Origin of the sequence: Streptomyces sp. NPDC057565, from assembly GCF_042801455.1 — a bacterium.
GTDB lineage: Bacteria > Actinomycetota > Actinomycetes > Streptomycetales > Streptomycetaceae > Streptomyces > Streptomyces yanii.
Genome location: NZ_JBHVFU010000018.1, coordinates 96,250 through 112,969, shown reverse-complemented (window position 1 = coordinate 112,969; position 16,720 = coordinate 96,250). Strand labels below are relative to the sequence as shown.

The 16,720-nt window shown below is 71.7% G+C and carries 16 protein-coding genes; 7 read left to right on the top strand and 9 right to left on the bottom strand.

Annotation, left to right across the window (positions count from 1 at the left end; translation table 11 throughout):
- Positions 1-17: 17 nt before the first annotated feature.
- The 5 genes from ACFU8W_RS27840 to ACFU8W_RS27820 are packed head-to-tail and all read right to left on the bottom strand — an operon-like array spanning position 18 to position 4,281.
- The gene (locus ACFU8W_RS27840; protein ID WP_384042541.1) at positions 18-626 is read right to left on the bottom strand and encodes a hypothetical protein; all 609 of its coding nucleotides are present in this window, start codon (positions 624-626) and stop codon (positions 18-20) included.
- Complete coding sequence (locus tag ACFU8W_RS27835) at positions 623-1,930, bottom strand: hypothetical protein (RefSeq protein WP_384042538.1); 1,308 nt, start codon at positions 1,928-1,930, stop codon at positions 623-625. Before ACFU8W_RS27835 ends, ACFU8W_RS27840 begins: the two co-directional genes overlap by 4 nt.
- Positions 1,927-2,730 (bottom strand): ABC transporter ATP-binding protein, encoded by an 804-nt coding sequence (locus ACFU8W_RS27830; protein ID WP_384042535.1) that lies wholly within the window; start codon positions 2,728-2,730, stop codon positions 1,927-1,929. The genes ACFU8W_RS27835 and ACFU8W_RS27830 overlap by 4 nt, the downstream gene beginning before the upstream one ends.
- Positions 2,731-2,740: 10 nt before the next feature.
- A complete protein-coding gene (locus ACFU8W_RS27825) occupies positions 2,741-3,685 on the bottom strand; it encodes a hypothetical protein (RefSeq protein WP_384042533.1) in 945 nt (314 codons plus the stop codon).
- Positions 3,682-4,281 (bottom strand): RNA polymerase sigma factor, encoded by a 600-nt coding sequence (locus ACFU8W_RS27820; RefSeq protein ID WP_384042530.1) that lies wholly within the window; start codon positions 4,279-4,281, stop codon positions 3,682-3,684. The genes ACFU8W_RS27825 and ACFU8W_RS27820 overlap by 4 nt, the downstream gene beginning before the upstream one ends.
- A gap of 152 nt (positions 4,282-4,433) precedes the next feature.
- Here ACFU8W_RS27820 and ACFU8W_RS27815 point away from each other — a divergent pair, with 152 nt between their 5' ends.
- On the top strand, positions 4,434-5,225 hold the full coding sequence (locus ACFU8W_RS27815; protein WP_384042527.1) for a rhomboid-like protein: 792 nt from the start codon (positions 4,434-4,436) through the stop codon (positions 5,223-5,225).
- Here ACFU8W_RS27815 and ACFU8W_RS27810 read toward each other — a convergent pair.
- The gene (locus ACFU8W_RS27810) at positions 5,176-5,523 is read right to left on the bottom strand and encodes a hypothetical protein (protein ID WP_384042524.1); all 348 of its coding nucleotides are present in this window, start codon (positions 5,521-5,523) and stop codon (positions 5,176-5,178) included. The genes ACFU8W_RS27815 and ACFU8W_RS27810 overlap by 50 nt on opposite strands.
- Before the next feature lie 160 nt (positions 5,524-5,683).
- On the opposite strand from ACFU8W_RS27810, the gene lon reads away from it, so the two are divergent.
- Positions 5,684-8,104: an endopeptidase La gene (lon, locus tag ACFU8W_RS27805; RefSeq protein WP_384042521.1), complete on the top strand. Its 2,421-nt coding sequence runs from the start codon at positions 5,684-5,686 to the stop codon at positions 8,102-8,104.
- A 315-nt stretch (positions 8,105-8,419) separates the two neighbouring features.
- On the opposite strand, the gene ACFU8W_RS27800 is transcribed toward lon, so the two are convergent.
- Both ACFU8W_RS27800 and ACFU8W_RS27795 read right to left on the bottom strand, forming a co-directional pair.
- Complete coding sequence (locus ACFU8W_RS27800) at positions 8,420-9,100, bottom strand: polysaccharide deacetylase family protein (protein ID WP_384042605.1); 681 nt, start codon at positions 9,098-9,100, stop codon at positions 8,420-8,422.
- A 255-nt stretch (positions 9,101-9,355) separates the two neighbouring features.
- Complete coding sequence (locus ACFU8W_RS27795; RefSeq protein WP_345510358.1) at positions 9,356-10,207, bottom strand: lysozyme; 852 nt, start codon at positions 10,205-10,207, stop codon at positions 9,356-9,358.
- A 226-nt stretch (positions 10,208-10,433) separates the two neighbouring features.
- On the opposite strand from ACFU8W_RS27795, the gene ACFU8W_RS27790 reads away from it, so the two are divergent.
- On the top strand, positions 10,434-10,931 hold the full coding sequence (locus ACFU8W_RS27790; protein WP_384042517.1) for a MarR family winged helix-turn-helix transcriptional regulator: 498 nt from the start codon (positions 10,434-10,436) through the stop codon (positions 10,929-10,931).
- 120 nt (positions 10,932-11,051) lie between these two features.
- Here ACFU8W_RS27790 and ACFU8W_RS27785 read toward each other — a convergent pair whose 3' ends face one another.
- The gene (locus tag ACFU8W_RS27785; RefSeq protein WP_384042514.1) at positions 11,052-11,837 is read right to left on the bottom strand and encodes a hypothetical protein; all 786 of its coding nucleotides are present in this window, start codon (positions 11,835-11,837) and stop codon (positions 11,052-11,054) included.
- Positions 11,838-12,203: 366 nt separating this feature from the next.
- Between ACFU8W_RS27785 and ACFU8W_RS27780 the strand changes: the two genes are divergently transcribed.
- From ACFU8W_RS27780 to ACFU8W_RS27765, 4 genes are read left to right on the top strand one after another with little or no spacing between them, the layout of a single operon-like run.
- Complete coding sequence (locus tag ACFU8W_RS27780; RefSeq protein ID WP_384042512.1) at positions 12,204-15,170, top strand: nitrate- and nitrite sensing domain-containing protein; 2,967 nt, start codon at positions 12,204-12,206, stop codon at positions 15,168-15,170.
- A complete protein-coding gene (locus tag ACFU8W_RS27775; RefSeq protein WP_384042509.1) occupies positions 15,167-15,649 on the top strand; it encodes a roadblock/LC7 domain-containing protein in 483 nt (160 codons plus the stop codon). Before ACFU8W_RS27780 ends, ACFU8W_RS27775 begins: the two co-directional genes overlap by 4 nt.
- A complete protein-coding gene (locus ACFU8W_RS27770) occupies positions 15,646-16,059 on the top strand; it encodes a DUF742 domain-containing protein (protein WP_345510353.1) in 414 nt (137 codons plus the stop codon). Before ACFU8W_RS27775 ends, ACFU8W_RS27770 begins: the two co-directional genes overlap by 4 nt.
- Positions 16,040-16,690: an ATP/GTP-binding protein gene (locus tag ACFU8W_RS27765; RefSeq protein WP_345510351.1), complete on the top strand. Its 651-nt coding sequence runs from the start codon at positions 16,040-16,042 to the stop codon at positions 16,688-16,690. The genes ACFU8W_RS27770 and ACFU8W_RS27765 overlap by 20 nt, the downstream gene beginning before the upstream one ends.
- Positions 16,691-16,720 lie beyond the last annotated feature (30 nt).

Genomic DNA, 16,720 nt, shown 5'->3' with positions numbered 1-16,720 from the left:
AGAGGCGAAAGGCGTGGTCACACGGGCTCCGGCCGTGCGCCGCGCACCACGAGGAGCACCACGCCTGTCACGTACGCCGCCACTGCCACCGCCCACGCCGTCCCCTGCGGCCCCGGCTGCATCGGCCAGGCCCAGACGGCGGCCGCGCCACCCGGGGTGCGGGGCGCCGCCAGGTAGACGGCGCCGCCGTAGACCGTCATCGGCAGCCAGCTCAGCCGGGCACCGATCAGCGCCGCCGACCCGGCCGCCACCCCGGTCGCCCCGAGCATGTTGCGCACCATCCCCGGCGCGCCGAACGCCTCCGGATGCCCCGGCACCGCCAGTGCGAGTGCTCCGGTGACGAACACGGTGAGGGTCAGCAGATGCAGCAGCCGGCGCGGCCACCAGGGGCGTACGGCGGTCCGGTCCAGCTCGGCGGTGTGCGCGTGCATGCCGGTGGAGATCGCGGCGGAGGCGAGCAGCGGGGCGAGCACCAGGACCGGGACGCGCCCGGTGTGGTCGAAGCGGTCCTGCAGCCGGTCCGCGGCCCAGGCGGCGACGAGCACGATGCCGGCCAGGGCGGCGGTGGTGAGCGGGAGGGCGCGCGAGCGGATGTAGAGGAGCGGTCCCGGCGCGGTTCCGTTCACAGGGCCGGCACCTCCGCTGGGTCGCAGCTCTCCCGGGAAGCCAGGTAGCGGCCGAGCCAGGCCCTGCGACCGGTGTCCGGCATGGCTTCGAGACGACCCAGGAGGCCCTTGACCTGTGGGTTCCGGACGGCGGGGTCGTTCACGGGAACCAGCCACTCCTGTACCGCGGAGTCGGTGCGGTGCAGGCGCCGGTATTCCTTGCTCTCTTTTCCGGTCCCCTCCGACGGGCAGTCCCGCCTCATCAGGTTGGCGGCGGCGCCCTGCGCGTACGCACGGGGATCGAGCAGCTTGTTGCGCACGACGTCCCAGCCGAGCGTCAGGCGCGACAGCGGTACTTCGCCGCCGTCGGGGCGTGCACCGTTCTCCACGTACTGGGTCGGTGCGTTCGGGACCCCGTCCAGCCGGGAGAGCATGCCGCTCAGGGCGTCCGACACCTGCGTCAGCATCGGGCCGTCGTGCCCGTTCACACAGATCTGCGGGACGCCGTCCGTGCAGATCCGGCGGGCCACCGTGGGGTCGTCCCGCCACAGCTCCTCGCCGGTCCGGACGATGAGCGACCCGGCGGCGACCGCCACGACGAGCGGTACGACGGCGAGCACCTGGCGCCGTGCCGCGTACCCGAGCAGCACGGTGAGGGCGAGACCGCCCAGCCAGGCCACCATGACCGGGGCGAACCACCACACCGGGACGGATAGTTCGACCTGCTCGCCCGGACCCAGAAAGCGGAACTCCGACTCCAGATAGGTGGGGACGCCCAGCCCGACGTATGTGCAGACCGCCAGGACCGGTGCGGTCAGCCGCCACGGCGACAGTCGCCCGACGACGAAGCCGACCAGTGCGATCGACGCCAGCAGGGAGCTGTCGGAGACGGTGAGGGAGAGGGACGGACCGCGGCCGGTCGCGTACGGCAGGTTCGCGGCCACCAGCACCGCCAGCGCCACGAGATACCCCACCGCTGCCCACAGGGCGACGGGCGCCGCCGCCGTCACGGCCCGGCGCAGCCGGCTGCGGGGGACGGCGGACAGCAGCTCGGTGGTGCGGGCGCGGCGTTCGCGGCCGCCCTGCCAGCAGGCGGCTGCCGCTGTGAGCGGACCGCAGAGCAGCGCGTTCGAGGAGCGCAGCAGCGACTGGGTCTCGCCCCAATCGCCCTGCCACTGGTCCGCCCTCGCGCCCAGGGTGACGAGGAGGGTGAGCGCGACGGCCGCGCCGGTCCACGGCGGGATGCCACGGCGCAGTTCGGTGCGCAGCGGCGTACCGGAGGCCGCGGTGCCCACGTCCCGGATGCGGGTCAGGGTCCCGGTCATCGGCCTGCCACCGCCGTGCGGTGAGCGCGTAGCGCGGCGGTGTAGCCCCGCTCGATCGAGTTGTCGCCGAGGCTGTCGCCCGCTCCGTTGCTGCCGATCGCGGTGAGTTCGGCGGTGGTGCCGCGGTAGGCGATCCGGCCCGCCTCGACGAGCGTCACCTCGGTGCAGGCCGCTGCGACATCCTCGACGAGGTGCGTGGAGACGATCACCGTGGACGTCTCGCCCAGCTCACGCAGCAGCGCCCGGAACTCGACACGCTGCTCCGGGTCGAGGCCGGCGGTCGGCTCGTCCAGCAGCAGGAGGTCCGGATCGTTGACGATCGCCTGCGCGATGCCGACGCGCCGCACCATGCCGCCCGACAGGGTCTTCACCTTCGCATCGATCCTGTCGATCAGCCCGACCCGTGCCACGGCCCGTTCGACCGCCTCCGGGACCTGAGCGGCGGGCATCTCCTTGAGCCAGGCGACATAGCTGACGAACTCGCGGACGGTGAAGCCCGGGTAGTAGCCGAACTCCTGGGGCAGATAGCCGAGACGACGTCGGACGGCCGAGCGGCTGCGGTGGTCCGTCACCGCGCCGACCTCGCTGCCCAGCAGCTCGACCCTGCCGCCGGAAGGTGCGGCGACGGTCGCGAGGACCCGGATCAGAGAGGTCTTGCCCGCCCCGTTCGGCCCCAGCAGGCCATGGACCCCGGGAGCGAAATCGAGGTCGACGGCGTCCAGCGCGGTCCTCTTGCGGTGGCGGACCGTCAGCCCGCTGACGCGGACGGTACGGGCGTTTCGGACCGTCACGGTGCTCATGCGTTCACGCTCACAGCTTCTCCAGGTGGTCGAAGGAACGACGGCGTACGGTCAGCAGCGCGGCGCACAGCAGCGCCCCCGCCGCCCAGCCGCTCTGCGCGAAAGGCCCGGCGAAGTACCGGGCCGCCCCGTCGGCCAGGGCGTCCGGGTCCAGGGCCGGCGTCCCGGCGGACGGCACGACGACGGCAAGGGCCCAGGCCGCGGTGACCGACGAGGCGCCGGTACGGCATCCGGCGTACGAACCCAGCGCCAGCGCGGCCAGGGTCATGGCGAGGGCCGGCACCAACCAGGCGACCGCACCGGGCGCACCCGCCGAGGCGGGCAGTACCGCCCCCGCCGCGGTCAGCAGCGGGACGCTCACGCCGAGGACCGCGCCGGTCCTGATCAGCAGGAGCCGCAGCCCGCCGGACGGGGTGGAGGCGGCGAGTTCGTACACCGGATCCGCGCGCCGCCCGTACGAGACGCCGACCCCGGCGAGCGGCAGCACCGGTGCGATCAGGAGCAGCAGCGGACGGGCCGGGAGACCGGCCTCCGCCCCGGTCCCGCTCCGGGCGCCGTACGCGAGGGCGACGGCCGCGGCCACCACCAGCAGCACGGCCACCAGCCACGGGCCACGCAGCGCGGGTCCGGCGGCGCGGAGAACGGGGGAGAGGAGAGGAACACGGTGGTGGCGGGGTGCGGACGGGGGCACGGATGCCGGGGCCCGAGTGGGTCCCCGCACCGCGGCCGGTCCGCGGACCGCCTCCGTCCCGCCCGCCGCCACGGCGAGCACCGCCGTCCGCACGTCGTCGACCACTGCCGCCGCGGCCCCCTGCCCGCGTACTGCCGCCGACACCCGCGCCGCGCATCCCCCGCACACCTCGATGTGCTTCTCCAGGGACCAGGCATCGGTCTCCGCCAACGTGCCGGACGCGTACCGCCGCGCCGGCTCCTCGCCCACATGCCAGCCCGTCATGCCATGCCTCCCAGCGGTTCGCCGCCCGGCGTCAGCCGGTCCAGGGCGGCGCGCAGTTCGCGTCTGGCGCGCATCGCCCGGGTCTTGACCGTGCCCTCGGGCAGGCCGAGGAGCTGTGCGGTCTCGCGGGTCGTCAAGCCGTCGATGACCGTCGCGCGCAGGACCTCCCGCAGTTCGGGCGAGATCCGGTCCAGTGCCGCGCCCACGTCCGCGTACTCCAGACCGGCCAGCACCCGTTCCTCCGCGGACGGGGCGACGGCGGACCAGTCGGTGCCCCCGGTCTGCTCGGCCCGGGTGGCGCGTTCGGTCCGGGCCTCGGCGCGCCGGGCGTCGACCAGGCGGCGTGCGGCGATCACCCACAGCCAGCCGCCCGCCTGCCCGCCGCGGTGTGCGCCGGCGGACCGCCACGCGGTGACGAACGTGTCCTGCAGTACTTCCCTCACCGTCTCCGGGTCCGCGCACCGGCGGCTCAGCCGGGCGAACAACCAGCCGGCATGCCGGTCGTAGAGCGCGGCGAGGGCCGCCGCATCCCCCTGTGCGACGGCGCGCAGCAGCGCGTTGTCGTCATCGGTCCGGTTCTCCCCCGAGGGGCGCATCAGCCTCACATCCCCTCTATCGGGCCGCGGCCCCTCGCCGGTTCACCGTGTGGCATGCGCCATAGACGGTGCGGACATGATCGCGGAGGGTTGGGTGTTGTTCTTCGGGGGCGTGAGAAAGCCGGGGGCGTGAGATAAGGGAGTCCGGCGGGGTGCACCGGAGTACGCACGGGGCAGCACAGGTACGAAGTGACACGGCCCCGCTGCTCGACGCCGTCCCGGGGCAGCGGTGTACGGAGCGGGCGGCCCCCGTACCGCCGGTCGACCCGCCCGCCCGGTCCCGGTTGTGGAGGCTGCTGCCGACGCCTGCCGGGACACCGTTCACCTTCTGCTATCTGCTGGTGCTCGTCGCGACGTCCCTGTTCACCGCGTACGCCGATCCGGACACCGTCTCCGCCGTGCTGCGCGGATCGAGCACCGACGTCTCGCATCTCACGCGGACGCCGCTGCTCGTTCTCGTCGCCAGCGCCCTGTGGATCACGGGCGGGCTCACCTCTCCGTACGTTCTCGGCTTCGCCCTCGTCCTGACCGCCCTGGAGCGGCGCATCGGCGGGTGGCGCACCGCCGGGGTCTTCCTGCTCGGGCATGTGGTGGCGACGCTCGCCACGGAGATCCCGGTCGGGATCTCCGTGGTGGCCGGCCATCTGCCGGAGACCTCGCTGCACCGGCTCGACTACGGCATCAGCTTCGGTCTGATGGCGAGCGTCGGCGCGCTCGCCGGACTGCTCACCCCACTGGTCCGTGCCCTGGTGCTGGGCGGCGTCGGGGTGATGCTGGCGCACGATCTGCTCGTGTTCACCGATCCGCTCAGCGGCTGGGGGCATCCGCTCGCCCTGCTGCTCGGGGTGGCCTGCTGGCCACTTCTGCACCGGCGCGAGGGTCTGGTCGGTGCGGTCATGGGCGCGGGGCCTTCCCGTCGTCGATCAGGTCGGACGAGTCGTTGAGGGCCGCCTCGACGGACCGGGCCGTGGCCCGGTCGGCCTCGGTGGGTTCGGCGCGCGGGGCGAGCAGTGGGTCCAGACCGAAGACACCGGGAATGGCCGTGCCGCGCGGAATGCTGCCGTAGAGGCAGGCGCTGTGCAGTTGCGTGGCGTCGAATGCGTCGGCGATCCGGGCGCGGGCCCCTTCGACCACTGGGGTGAACGTCGCCGGCAGGCGGCTCAGCGAGGCTTCACGTCGGATCGTCCCGTCGGCGGCCAGTCCTTTGTCGCCGGGAGATCCCCGTCGGCCGCTGTCGGTCATCCGGGCACCGTGCCGGGTCCGCGCCGCGGCTGCCGAGTGGTTTTCGCAGGTGACGGGCTGGTGGAAGAAGATCGCTGAGAGCGAACACAGCCTCGGGAACATATAGTCGCTCAGGAGCATTGAGTCTGCATAGCTCAACTTGACTGCCGAAGGGGAGATCATGGCTACTGAGTCCAATGCGGTCACTCCGCTCACCTTGCCTGTGCTGCCGCTCGACGACGAGGTCGTGCTGCCCGGAATGGTGGTTCCTCTGGACCTGTCCGACACCGATGTCCGGGCCGCCGTCGAGGCTGCCCAGGCCGCCGCCCGTCCGGGTGGTGGCAAGCCCGAGGTGCTGCTGGTGCCGCGGATCGACGGGACCTACACCGGGACCGGTGTACTCGGTACCGTCGAGCAGGTCGGCCGGCTCTCCGACGGGGACCCGGGCGCCCTCATCCGTGGCCGTGACCGTGTGAGGATCGGTGCCGGAACCACCGGACCCGGGGCCGCGCTCTGGGTCGAGGGAACCCGCGTGGACGTCTCGGCTCCCGAGCCGCTCCCCGGCGCCGCCGCCGAGCTGGTCAAGGAGTACAAGGCCCTTGCCACCAGCTGGCTGAAGAAGCGCGGTGCCTGGCAGGTCGTGGACCGGGTCCAGCAGATCGACGACATCTCCGCACTCGCCGACAACTCCGGCTACTCACCGTTCCTCACCACCGCCCAGAAGGTGCAGCTCCTGGAGACCGCCGACGCGGTCGCCCGGCTGAAGCTCGCCATCCAGTGGCTCGGCGAACACCTCGCCGAACAGGACGTCGCCGAGTCCATCGCCAAGGACGTCCAGGAGGGCGTCGACAAGCAGCAGCGCGAGTTCCTGCTGCGGCGCCAGCTGGAAGCCGTACGCAAGGAGCTGTCCGAGCTCAACGGCGACGCGGAGGACGAGTCCGACGACTACCGGGCGCGCGTCGAGTCCGCCGATCTTCCCGAGCACGTCCGTGAGGCCGCGCTCAAGGAGGTCGACAAGCTGGAGCGCTCGTCCGACCAGAGCCCCGAGGGCTCCTGGATCCGAACCTGGCTGGACACCGTCCTCGAACTGCCGTGGACCGAACGGACCGAGGACGCGTACGACATCCGCGCCGCCAAGGAGATCCTCGACGCCGAGCACGCGGGCCTGGAGGACGTGAAGGAGCGGATCACCGAGTACCTCGCGGTGCGCAAGCGCCGTGCCGCACGCGGCCTCGGGGTCGTGGGCGGGCGTCGGGGCGGTGCGGTGCTGGCCCTCGTCGGACCGCCCGGCGTCGGCAAGACGTCCCTCGGTGAGAGCGTCGCGCACGCCATGGGCCGCAAGTTCGTCCGCGTCGCGCTCGGCGGTGTGCGGGACGAGGCGGAGATCCGAGGCCACCGGCGCACGTACGTCGGTGCGCTCCCCGGACGCATCGTCCGCGCCATCAAGGAGGCCGGTTCCATGAACCCGGTCGTCCTGCTCGACGAGATCGACAAGGTCGGCTCCGACTTCCGCGGCGACCCGGCCGCGGCGCTCCTCGAAGTGCTCGACCCGGCCCAGAACCACACCTTCCGCGACCACTACCTGGAGGTCGAACTCGACCTCAGCGACGTCGTCTTCCTGGCCACCGCCAACGTCCTGGAAGCCATCCCGGAGGCGCTGCTCGACCGCATGGAGCTGGTGAGGCTCGACGGCTACACCGAGGACGAGAAGGTCGTCATCGCCCGCGACCACCTGCTCCCGCGCCAGCTGGAGCGTGCCGGTCTGGAGAAGGGTGAGGTGACGCTCGACGAGTCGGCGCTGCGCAAGCTGGCCGGCGAGTACACCCGTGAGGCGGGCGTACGCAATCTGGAGCGGGCCGTCGCCCGGCTCCTCCGCAAGGTCGCGGCCCAGCACGAACTGGGCGACCGGGAGCTCCCGTTCACCGTCACCGACGAGGACCTGAGGGGTCTCGTCGGACGGCCGCACCACGTCCCCGAGTCCGCCCAGGACCCGGCCGAGCGCCGGACCGCGGTGCCGGGCGTGGCGACCGGACTGGCGGTGACCGGCGCCGGTGGTGACGTGCTGTACGTCGAGGCGTCGCTGGCCGACCCGGAGACCGGCGCGGCCGGACTGACCCTCACCGGTCAGCTCGGCGACGTCATGAAGGAGTCCGCGCAGATCGCGCTGAGCTTCCTGCGCTCGCACGGCGCCGAGCTGGAACTGCCCGTCGCCGACCTCAAGGACCGGGGAGCGCACATCCACTTCCCGGCGGGCGCGGTACCCAAGGACGGTCCGAGTGCCGGTATCACGATGACGACGGCGCTGGCCTCGCTGCTCTCCGGACGGCTGGTCCGTACGGACGTGGCGATGACCGGTGAGGTGTCGCTGACGGGACGGGTGCTGCCGATCGGCGGGCTGAAGCAGAAGCTGCTGGCCGCCCACCGGGCCGGTATCACCACCGTGGTGATCCCCAAGCGGAACGAGGCCGATCTGGACGACGTCCCGGCCGAGGTCCTGGAGAAGCTGGAGGTCCACCCGGTGACGGATGTCCGACAGGTGCTGGAGATCGCCCTCGCTCCGGCCACGGCCGGGGCGGAGGAGAGGATCCCGGCCGCGGCGTGAGCGCCATGGCGTGACGGGCGTGGCATGACGTGCGCGGCCGGTCGGACGGCCCGCGCCACCCGGAAGGGAGGTGCGGGCCGTTCCGCGTATCCGGGTGCGCGGACGTGCTGTTCCGCGTCCGGGCGGGACGCGGAAGGGCCACGCTGCTCCCGTGGACCGGCACGCCGCGGTCCGTCGGTCGGACCGCGGTCCCCGTGGACTCCGTGGTGCGGCCGGTGGGCGAGGCGGCGGACGAAGCGGCAGCTCGTGCGGCGCCGGGTGACCCCAAGGGCACCGCTGCACCGGTGATGGGCCCCTGAGCGTGACCGGCCGCACTCAGGGGCGGTAGACGGTCCCCGGCACCGGCTCCGCCGGGGCCATCAGCTGCGGGACCGTCACCAGGGTGTAGCCGCGCTCCTTCAGCGCGTCGATGATGCCCGGCACCGCGGGCACGGTCCCCTTGTAGATGTCGTGCAGCAGGATGACGCCGTCCTTGCTCGCCCGGTCGAGTATCCGCTTCTTGATCAGCGCGGAGTCGGTCGTCGAGTAGTCCTTGGCGGTGGCGCTCCAGAGGATCTGCGAGAGCCCCAGGTCCTTGCAGATGCCGGAGACCGTGTCGTCGGTACGTCCCTGCGGCGGACGCATCAGCCGCGGCTTCCTGCCGGTGATCTTCGCTATCGCGTCCTGCGTCTTCTCCAGCTCGGCACGTATGTCGGCGGGCTTCCGGTCCGTCAGGATCTTGTGCGACCACGTGTGGTTGGCCACCTCGTGGCCCTCCGCCTCGATGCGGCGCACCGTGTCGGGGTGCTTCAGCACGTGGTTCTTGCCGAGCAGGAAGAAGGTGGCGTGCACCTTCTTCTCCTTGAGGATGTCCAGCAGGTGCGGGGTGTCCTCGCCGGGCCCCGCGTCGAAGGTCAGCGCGATGCACTTCGCCTTGCGGCAGTCCACGGGGCCGAACGAGCCCTTGGCGTCGGAGGCTGCGTCCCCCCGCGCCGAGCCCGGGGCCGTGGTCTGCATCGAGCAGCCGCTCAGCGCGAGAGTGACTGCCGTCACAAGAGCGACGCCCAACCCCGTACCGATCGACTTCGTCTCCCTGGGCAAGACGGATCACTCCCTCACGGCTGAACAGCGCACACCGTGTGCGACATTCAGGGACTATACACGGGGTGTATACACCGAGTGCATAGTGGTCGACGGAGGCGGAGCCGACGGTCGAGGCATGCGGGAGCCCCGGTGACCGGGTTCGTCACCGGGGCTCCGGGGAGCGGAGGCTCAGCCGTTGGCGAGTGCCTGTACGCGGTCGAGAGCGCCGTTGAAGTGGTTGTGGTCGCCGACGTACGGGCCGGACGACGTGTACTGCCACATCGTGTAGTAGCCCCAGCCGGCCGGGAGTGTGCCGACCGTGGTGTCGTAACGGGCCACCCACAGCGGGTTGGTGGTGCCGAAGCCCGCGTTGTTCCCGGTGCAGGTCGTCCACCAGCTGGTCGCGGTGTAGATGACCGCGTCACGCCCGGTGCGCGCCTTGTACGTGTTCACGAAGTCGCGGATCCAGGACACCATGCCGGCCTGCGTCTTGCCGTAGCACTGCGCGCCGTACGGGTTCCACTCGATGTCGAGCACGCCGGGCAGCGTCTTGCCGTCCTTCGACCAGCCGCCCCCGTGGTCCACGAAGTAGTTGGCCTGGGTGGCGCCGCTCGTGGTGTCCGGGGTGGCGAAGTGGTACGCACCGCGGATCATGCCGACGTTGTACGAGCCGTTGTACTGCTGCGCGAAGTAGGGATTCGTGTAGTACGTGCCCTCGGTGGCCTTGGTGTAGGCCCAGCGGACGCCGCTGTTCCAGAGAGTCGCCCAGTTGACGTTGCCCTGGTGACTGCTGACGTCCACGCCTTCGGTCTGGGCGACAAGCGTGCCGCCCGGCAGGCCGCCCCGGCCGTCGTGGGCGATGACGCCCATGCCCATCGTGGCCGAACCGCGCGCGGGCTTCTTGGCGGCGGCCGTGGGGGAGTCGGCCGCGGTGGCCGCCCCGGGCAGGGTGAGCAGAAGCGAAAGTGCTGCGAGGAGGGTTCCCAGCGCCGCCAAGCGCGAGCGGCGGGTCGTTCCGGATCCGGATCTGTGCACGGGCATGTGCGTGCCTCCGAGGCCTCGGTGGGGGGATCTGCAGACCCAGGGGGGCGGCTCGGCGCACCCCTGTGGCATGTCATGGTGTGAACATGCCAGGAATGACGCTACGCACGTAGACCCGCGCGGCGGAAGAGGGCCTGGGCGGTGCCGTTGGTCTACGCCTGCGAAATACTGGCGGAGCTGCGGCGATGACCAGCGGCGAAAGAAACTTTCAGCGGCAGGAAAGCTCATGAGGGGTGTTGACGTGCACGGGAGCGAAAGCGGTAGTGAACCCGGCGCGGCCGGAGGAAGTGGTGTGGACCACGAATTCCTGGCACTGGAGCGGGAATTGGCCGTATTTCTGCGCCGCGCGCGGGCCAATTCCGGTGAGATGGCGCGGGAGGTCCATCCCGAGCTGGAGGCCGCGGCGTACGGACTCTTCGTACGGCTGGAGTCGGTGGGGCGGCAGCGGGCCACCGATCTCGCCGCGTACTTCGGCGTCGGGAAGGCGACCATGAGCCGGCAGCTGCGCGCCCTGGAGGAACTCGGACTGGTGGCGCGCGAGCCCGATCCGGCCGACGGGCGGGCCTTCCTCGTCCATCTCACCGACGAGGGGCTGGCGCGCTTCCGCAGCGTCCGCGATGCGCGCCGCGACCGGTACGTGAGGAAGCTCGCCGACTGGGACCGGACCGAGGTGGCGGAATTGGCACGGCTGCTGCACCAGTTGAACGCCCGGGCCGAGGACTGACGCCGGCCGCCCGAACCCGGCCGGGCCCGGCCCCGGCCAGGCGTCCCCGGGTGCTCTCGGACCCCGCCCGGTGGAAACCACCCACGCCGCCGGCGCGGGCCGACCCCGTACCCGGCTGACCTACGGCACCACGTAGACCGCTGTCGCGTCGTCGTGCGTCTTGCTGCGCCGCAGATACGTACGCTCCGTGTCCGCGTCCTCCAAGGACCTGACCCGGTCGATCAGACCCTGTGTGCCTTCCTTGTGGAGTACCGCGAGGCAGGCCGCCCAGTCCCCCTCGTGGAACATCTCCGTCCAGCGGCTCGCCCCGTCCGTCAGCGCGGCCACCGCCCGCACCTCGACGAGTGGCGTCCGCCCGGTCACGGCGCGGACCGCGACCCCGGGGTCGGCGGCGGCGGTGAAGAAGCCGCCCTCCTTGTTCCGTACCTGCGCATCGGCGATTTCGTCGGTGGCCAGGGAGCCCGGCGGCAGCCGGTCGAGCCGGTCGTCGAGCAGCGCGCGCACCGATCCGTCCGGCGACTCGAACAGCAGTACGGAGTCGGAGAGCACCAGGTGCTCGATCTCCTCCGCGCCCCAGCGCACCACGACGACGGTCGCCTGAGGAGTGCGCACGTGAGAAAGGTCACACAGGGAACGATGCATGTCGGCGGTGCGCCGGATGGACTCGGTGAGGATGTCGGTGAGCGTCAGATCCCGCCGCGAACCCGACAGTTCGACCAGTGACCCGCCCAGCCGCGCGGTGAACCAGGGCACGGAGTGCACACAACCGTCGTCCCCCTGCGGCGGAGTGACTCCGTCGAGCAGAACCAGCGTCCCACCCGCGCCGGAAGCGGGAAGCGCGGTGGCTGCCCAGTCCTCGTTGGGACGCTCGGGGCTGCCGGGGGCCGTGGCGAGTTCGATGCGCATGCGGCCAGTCTGCACGATGCCTTCACGGGGCCTGCACGATCGAGGCGTTGGACCGTACCGGCAGGTCAGTGGGGTGGCCGGAGCGGAAGGAGTGGCTCCGTGCCGGGTGCGGGCGGGCATCCTGCCAAAGCCCGGGCGGAAGTTCCAGCCGATGGTCCAGGTGTGGGCTGCGGCGCCCGGGGGGAGACTTGTTCGTCAACTCCGGAGTGATGTTCACTCGTTCAGGTGGCGGAGCGGTTGATGCGCGCCCCCCTCTCAAAAGCACTGGAATGGTCAGAAGCCGTACCAGGGGTCGGGGTGTCCTTCCAGATATGACCGCGTGTCACCTCTGCTTCAAGGGTGGACGAGTCAAGATTGCGAGCACCGGTGCAGAAGAAGCGGCCTCGGAGCAAAGACAGCGAGCGAAGCGATACCGGGGCGACACCCCCGGCGCCGAGCGGGAGTGAGCCGACCCGGCGCACCGTCCGCGTACGCAGCCGGCTGGTCGCCGGCGTCGCGGTCGTCGGCATCACGGTCATCGCCGCGGGCGCACCCGCGGCCCTCGGCGCCTCCTCCGAACTGACCGAGTCCCAGCGGCTGGTCACCCTTGCCCAGCTGAACCAGCAGGCGGTGGCCCTCGCCCACTCCCTCGCGGACGAGCGCGACGAAGTCACCGCCTACATCGCGGGCGGCCGGGACGGGAAGTCCGACGCGAAGAAGGACGGCCCCAGCGCCCGCGTCGACCAGCAGATCGACGAGATCCGCGACACGGCCCCCGCCGCGCTGCGCCGCGACCTCTCCACGATCCCCTCCCTGCGTCGCACCGCCCTCACCGGCAAGGGCTCGGCACTCGCCGCCCACCAGGCGTACTCCGAGGTCATCGCCAAGCTCCACGACCTCGCCGACGAACTCGCCGAGAAGACCCCGCCGCGCGCCGCCGAGGCCACCCGTGCGCCCCTCGCCCTCGGCCAGGCAGCCGATCAGGCGTCCGCCACCCGCGGGCTGCTGATCGCGGCGCTCTCCGTGCCCCGCAAGGAGGCCACGGTCCCGCAGATCGACCCGTTCACCGGGCTGCCCGTCCAGACCCAGGACAAGGGCAGCAGCGAGGACGACCGCAACCGTGACGAGCTGAGCGCCGCCGCCCAGCAGGCCAGGGTCCGCGAACTCTCCTCGCTCGCCGACTTCGACCAGGCCGCGGGCAGCGCCGCCCGCGAGAAGCTCTCCTCCACCGTCACCGGGCCCGACGTCAACCGCGCGGAGAAGTACCTCGCCGCACTCACCGACCGTCCCGAGCTGTCGGACTCCGACCAGAAGACCGACCGGAAGAAGGTCGAGGCGGCACTCTCCGCCCGCATCGACCGGATGCGCAGCGTCGAGTCCGCCCTCGGCACCACCCAGGTGCGACGCATGGAGCAGCTGCGCGACGACGACGTCACTGCCCTCGAACTGCGCATCGCACTCCTCGGCGGCTGTCTGCTGATCGCCGTCGGCGTCTCCACCGCCGTGGCCCGTACGCTGACCCAGCCGCTCGCCGTCCTGCGGATCGGCGCCGCCCGCCTTGCCGCGGAGCCCGCCACCGCCGAGCCGGTCCGCTACACCGGCCGCAACGACGAGTTCGCCCAGGTCGTTCGATCCCTCAACGCCCTGCACGGCAACCTGCACGGGCTGCTCCAGGAGTTCAACGGCCGGTTCGAGAACCTGGAGAACGAGCGCGGCGAACTGATCGCCGGACGCGAGGCCCTCACGCTCCAGCGCGCCGAACTCCAGGTCCGCACCGCCGATCTGACCGCCCAGCTGGAGCGGCTCAAGAACACGGTCCACCACACCTTCGTCAACCTCTCGCTGCGCACCCTCGGCCTCGTCGAGCGCCAGCTCGGCGTCATCGAGAGCCTGGAGGAGCGCGAGCAGGACTCGGAGCGGCTCGCCACCCTCTTCAAGCTCGACCACATGGCCACGGTCATGCGGCGCCACAGCGAGAACATGCTGGTCCTCGCGGGCGCCGAGCACGGGCACGGACACTCCGGCCCGATCCCGCTGGTCGACGTGTTGCGTGCGGCCGTCAGCGAGATCGAGCGGTACGAGCGGGTCACCATCCAGTCCCTGCCGCCGCACGCCCAGATCGCCGGTTTCGCCGCCGACGACCTCAGCCACCTGGTCGCCGAACTCCTGGAGAACGCGACCTCCTTCTCGCCGCCCGATTCGCAAGTCGAGCTCTCCGGCTGGCTGCTGGAGACCGGTGAGGTGATGCTCTCCGTGCAGGACGAGGGCATCGGCATGTCGTCCGTACGGATGGGTGAGCTCAACGCCCGCCTGGCCGACCCGTCCTCGTTCGAGGCGGGCGAGCGGAACGCCGACGGCGCGGGCCTCGGACTCCAGGTGACGTCGCTCCTCGCGGCGCGCCACGGCGTGAGGGTCCAGCTGCGCGAGCAGAAGGGCAGCGGGGTGACTGCGGTCGTCGTGCTGCCGCAGGCGTTGCTGCCGAAGGCGCCCCCCGGTGCCACGCCGCCGCCCGTGACCGCGCCGGGGGACGCGCCTGCGGTGAACCTGCCCGGATCGGTCGCCGAGGCGAACTCCAATGCCCTGCCGGGCCGGATGCTCGCGCTGCCCGGTGACCCGCTGATCGCCGCCGCCGAGCAGACGATCCGCGAGTCGGCAGCGGACCCGGCCCGGACGGAGGCACCCGCTCCGGCGGAGGTGCCTGCTCCGGCGGAGGTGCCTGCTCCGGCGGAGGTGCCTGCTCCGGCGGAGGTGCCCGCTCCGGCGGAGGTGCCCGCTCCGGCGGAGGTGCCCGCTCCGGTGGCACCCGAGCCGGCCGCCGCCGAGTCCGAGGCCGAGACCACGATGCAGGTCCGGCTCCCGGAGCTCCGGGACGTCCCCGCGGCTCAGTCGGTCCCGTCGGTCGCACCGGCCCACGCGACCCCGGCACCCCCCGACCCGTACGCGATCGGCCCCGACCGCCACGAGCGCACCGCGGACGAGACCCCGGAGCCCTTCACCGCCCCGGCTCCCTCCCCGGTGCCCGCCGTCGAGGCCTTTCCCGGCCCCCGGCAGCCGGAGCCGCAGGCCGAGCGCATCACCGACAAGGGTCTTCCCAAGCGCACCCCCAAGGTTGTCAAGCCCGCCGCCGCCCCCACCGCCGAGCGCAAGGGCAACCTGGACAAGGACGCGCTGCGTCGCCGCCTCGGCGGTTTCCACCAGGGGGCGAAGGACGGCCGCCGCGACGTCGAGGCGGAGATCGCCGACGGTGCCGTCACCGGTGCCGGCACCGCACTGACCGAGCAGACCGAGCGGGCAGACCGTCTCGGTGGTCGAACCGATGAGACGGGGGACACAGTCGAGGAGGCACGCAGTTGACTGCGCCCAGCACATTCGGGCTGAGCACCGAGGCCCGGAACCTTCACTGGTTGCTGAGCAATCTCGTGGAGGAGGTGCCAGGGGTCCATTCGGTCACCGTTGTCTCGTCCGACGGACTGATGCTGCTCTCCTCCGACCCCGGCCGTCAGACAGCCATGGCGACAGACGGTCGGCAGGACGGCCCCCGGGGTTCCAGCGCCGACCTGGCGACCATCGTCTCCGGCATCGGCTCCCTCACCGTCGGCGCCGCGAAACTGATGGACGGCGGCGGCGTCAAGCAGACCATGGTCGCCATGGACGAGGGCAGCGTCTTCGTCATGTCGATCAGTGACGGTTCGCTGCTCGGCGTGCACGCCACCCCCGACTGCGACATGAGCGTCATCGCGTACCACATGGCGCTCTTCGTCGGTCGTGCCGGACACGTACTCACCCCCGAACTCCGCAGTGAACTGCGCAAATCGATGGAGAGCGCCCAGTGACGCCCGCTGCTGAACCCGCCCGCAGGCTCCCGGTCCGCGGGTCCGACCGACGGCCCGCCCGGGTCCGCCCGTACTCGCTCACCGGCGGCCGCACCCGCTTCGGTCACGTCCTTCTCGTCGAGACGTTCGTGGCCGCGCTGGAAGCGCCCGAGGAGCGCCGCGAGCTCACCAACGGCAGCCTCGCCACGCGGGTGATGCCGGAGCTCCGGGCCATTGTCGAAATCTGCCGCCGCATGCGTACGGTCGCGGAGATCTCGGCCCTGTTGAAGATGCCGCTCGGCGTGGTCCGAGTGCTGCTCAGCGACTTGGCCGACCAGGGAAAGATCCGTGTGTACGGGACCGGTCACGGCACCGGCCAGCCCGACCGCGCACTGCTCGAAAGGGTGCTGAATGGACTCCGTCGTCTCTGATCCGCTCCTGTCCGCCCCGCGTCAGCCGGGACCGGAGGACCAGGCCGAGGAGTCGCTCCAGGCCTGGCAGTTGGATCACACCAGGGCCCCCACCGCCACGAAGATAGTGGTCGCGGGCGGGTTCGGGGTCGGCAAGACGACCTTCGTGGGATCGGTCTCCGAGATCACCCCGCTGAAGACCGAAGCGCTGATGACCCAGGCCAGCGAGGAGACCGACGACCTCACCGCGACGCCCGACAAGGTCACCACGACCGTGGCGATGGACTTCGGCCGTCTCACGCTCGACGACGACCTCGTGCTGTACGTGTTCGGCACACCCGGACAGCAGCGCTTCTGGTTCATGTGGGACGACCTGGTGCGCGGCGCGATCGGTGCGGTGGTGCTCGCCGACACCCGGCGGCTCTCCGACTGTTTTCCCGCACTCGACTACTTCGAGAGCTGCGGACTGCCGTACATCGTGGCCGTCAACCACTTCGAGGGGACGCCCGGTTACGAGGCGGAGGACGTCAGGGAAGCCCTGACCGTCCCTCCGGACGTACCTGTTGTGATCATGGACGCGCGTAACAGGATCACCGTCGTCGAGTCGCTGCTGGCCCTCGTGGGTCACGCTCTCGACGCGACCCCCGCCTAGACACACCTCGCGCACGTACCACGTAGACGT

Coding starts and splice junctions, on each gene's coding strand:
- ACFU8W_RS27835 (WP_384042538.1), bottom strand. CDS start 1,930: ATGACCGGGACCCTGACCCGCATCCGGGACGTGGGCACCGCGGCCTCC.
- ACFU8W_RS27830 (WP_384042535.1), bottom strand. CDS start 2,730: ATGAGCACCGTGACGGTCCGAAACGCCCGTACCGTCCGCGTCAGCGGG.
- ACFU8W_RS27825 (WP_384042533.1), bottom strand. CDS start 3,685: ATGACGGGCTGGCATGTGGGCGAGGAGCCGGCGCGGCGGTACGCGTCC.
- ACFU8W_RS27820 (WP_384042530.1), bottom strand. CDS start 4,281: ATGCGCCCCTCGGGGGAGAACCGGACCGATGACGACAACGCGCTGCTG.
- ACFU8W_RS27810 (WP_384042524.1), bottom strand. CDS start 5,523: ATGACCGACAGCGGCCGACGGGGATCTCCCGGCGACAAAGGACTGGCC.
- lon (WP_384042521.1), top strand. CDS start 5,684: ATGGCTACTGAGTCCAATGCGGTCACTCCGCTCACCTTGCCTGTGCTG.
- ACFU8W_RS27800 (WP_384042605.1), bottom strand. CDS start 9,100: ATGCAGACCACGGCCCCGGGCTCGGCGCGGGGGGACGCAGCCTCCGAC.
- ACFU8W_RS27795 (WP_345510358.1), bottom strand. CDS start 10,207: ATGCCCGTGCACAGATCCGGATCCGGAACGACCCGCCGCTCGCGCTTG.
- ACFU8W_RS27790 (WP_384042517.1), top strand. CDS start 10,434: ATGAGGGGTGTTGACGTGCACGGGAGCGAAAGCGGTAGTGAACCCGGC.
- ACFU8W_RS27785 (WP_384042514.1), bottom strand. CDS start 11,837: ATGCGCATCGAACTCGCCACGGCCCCCGGCAGCCCCGAGCGTCCCAAC.
- ACFU8W_RS27765 (WP_345510351.1), top strand. CDS start 16,040: ATGGACTCCGTCGTCTCTGATCCGCTCCTGTCCGCCCCGCGTCAGCCG.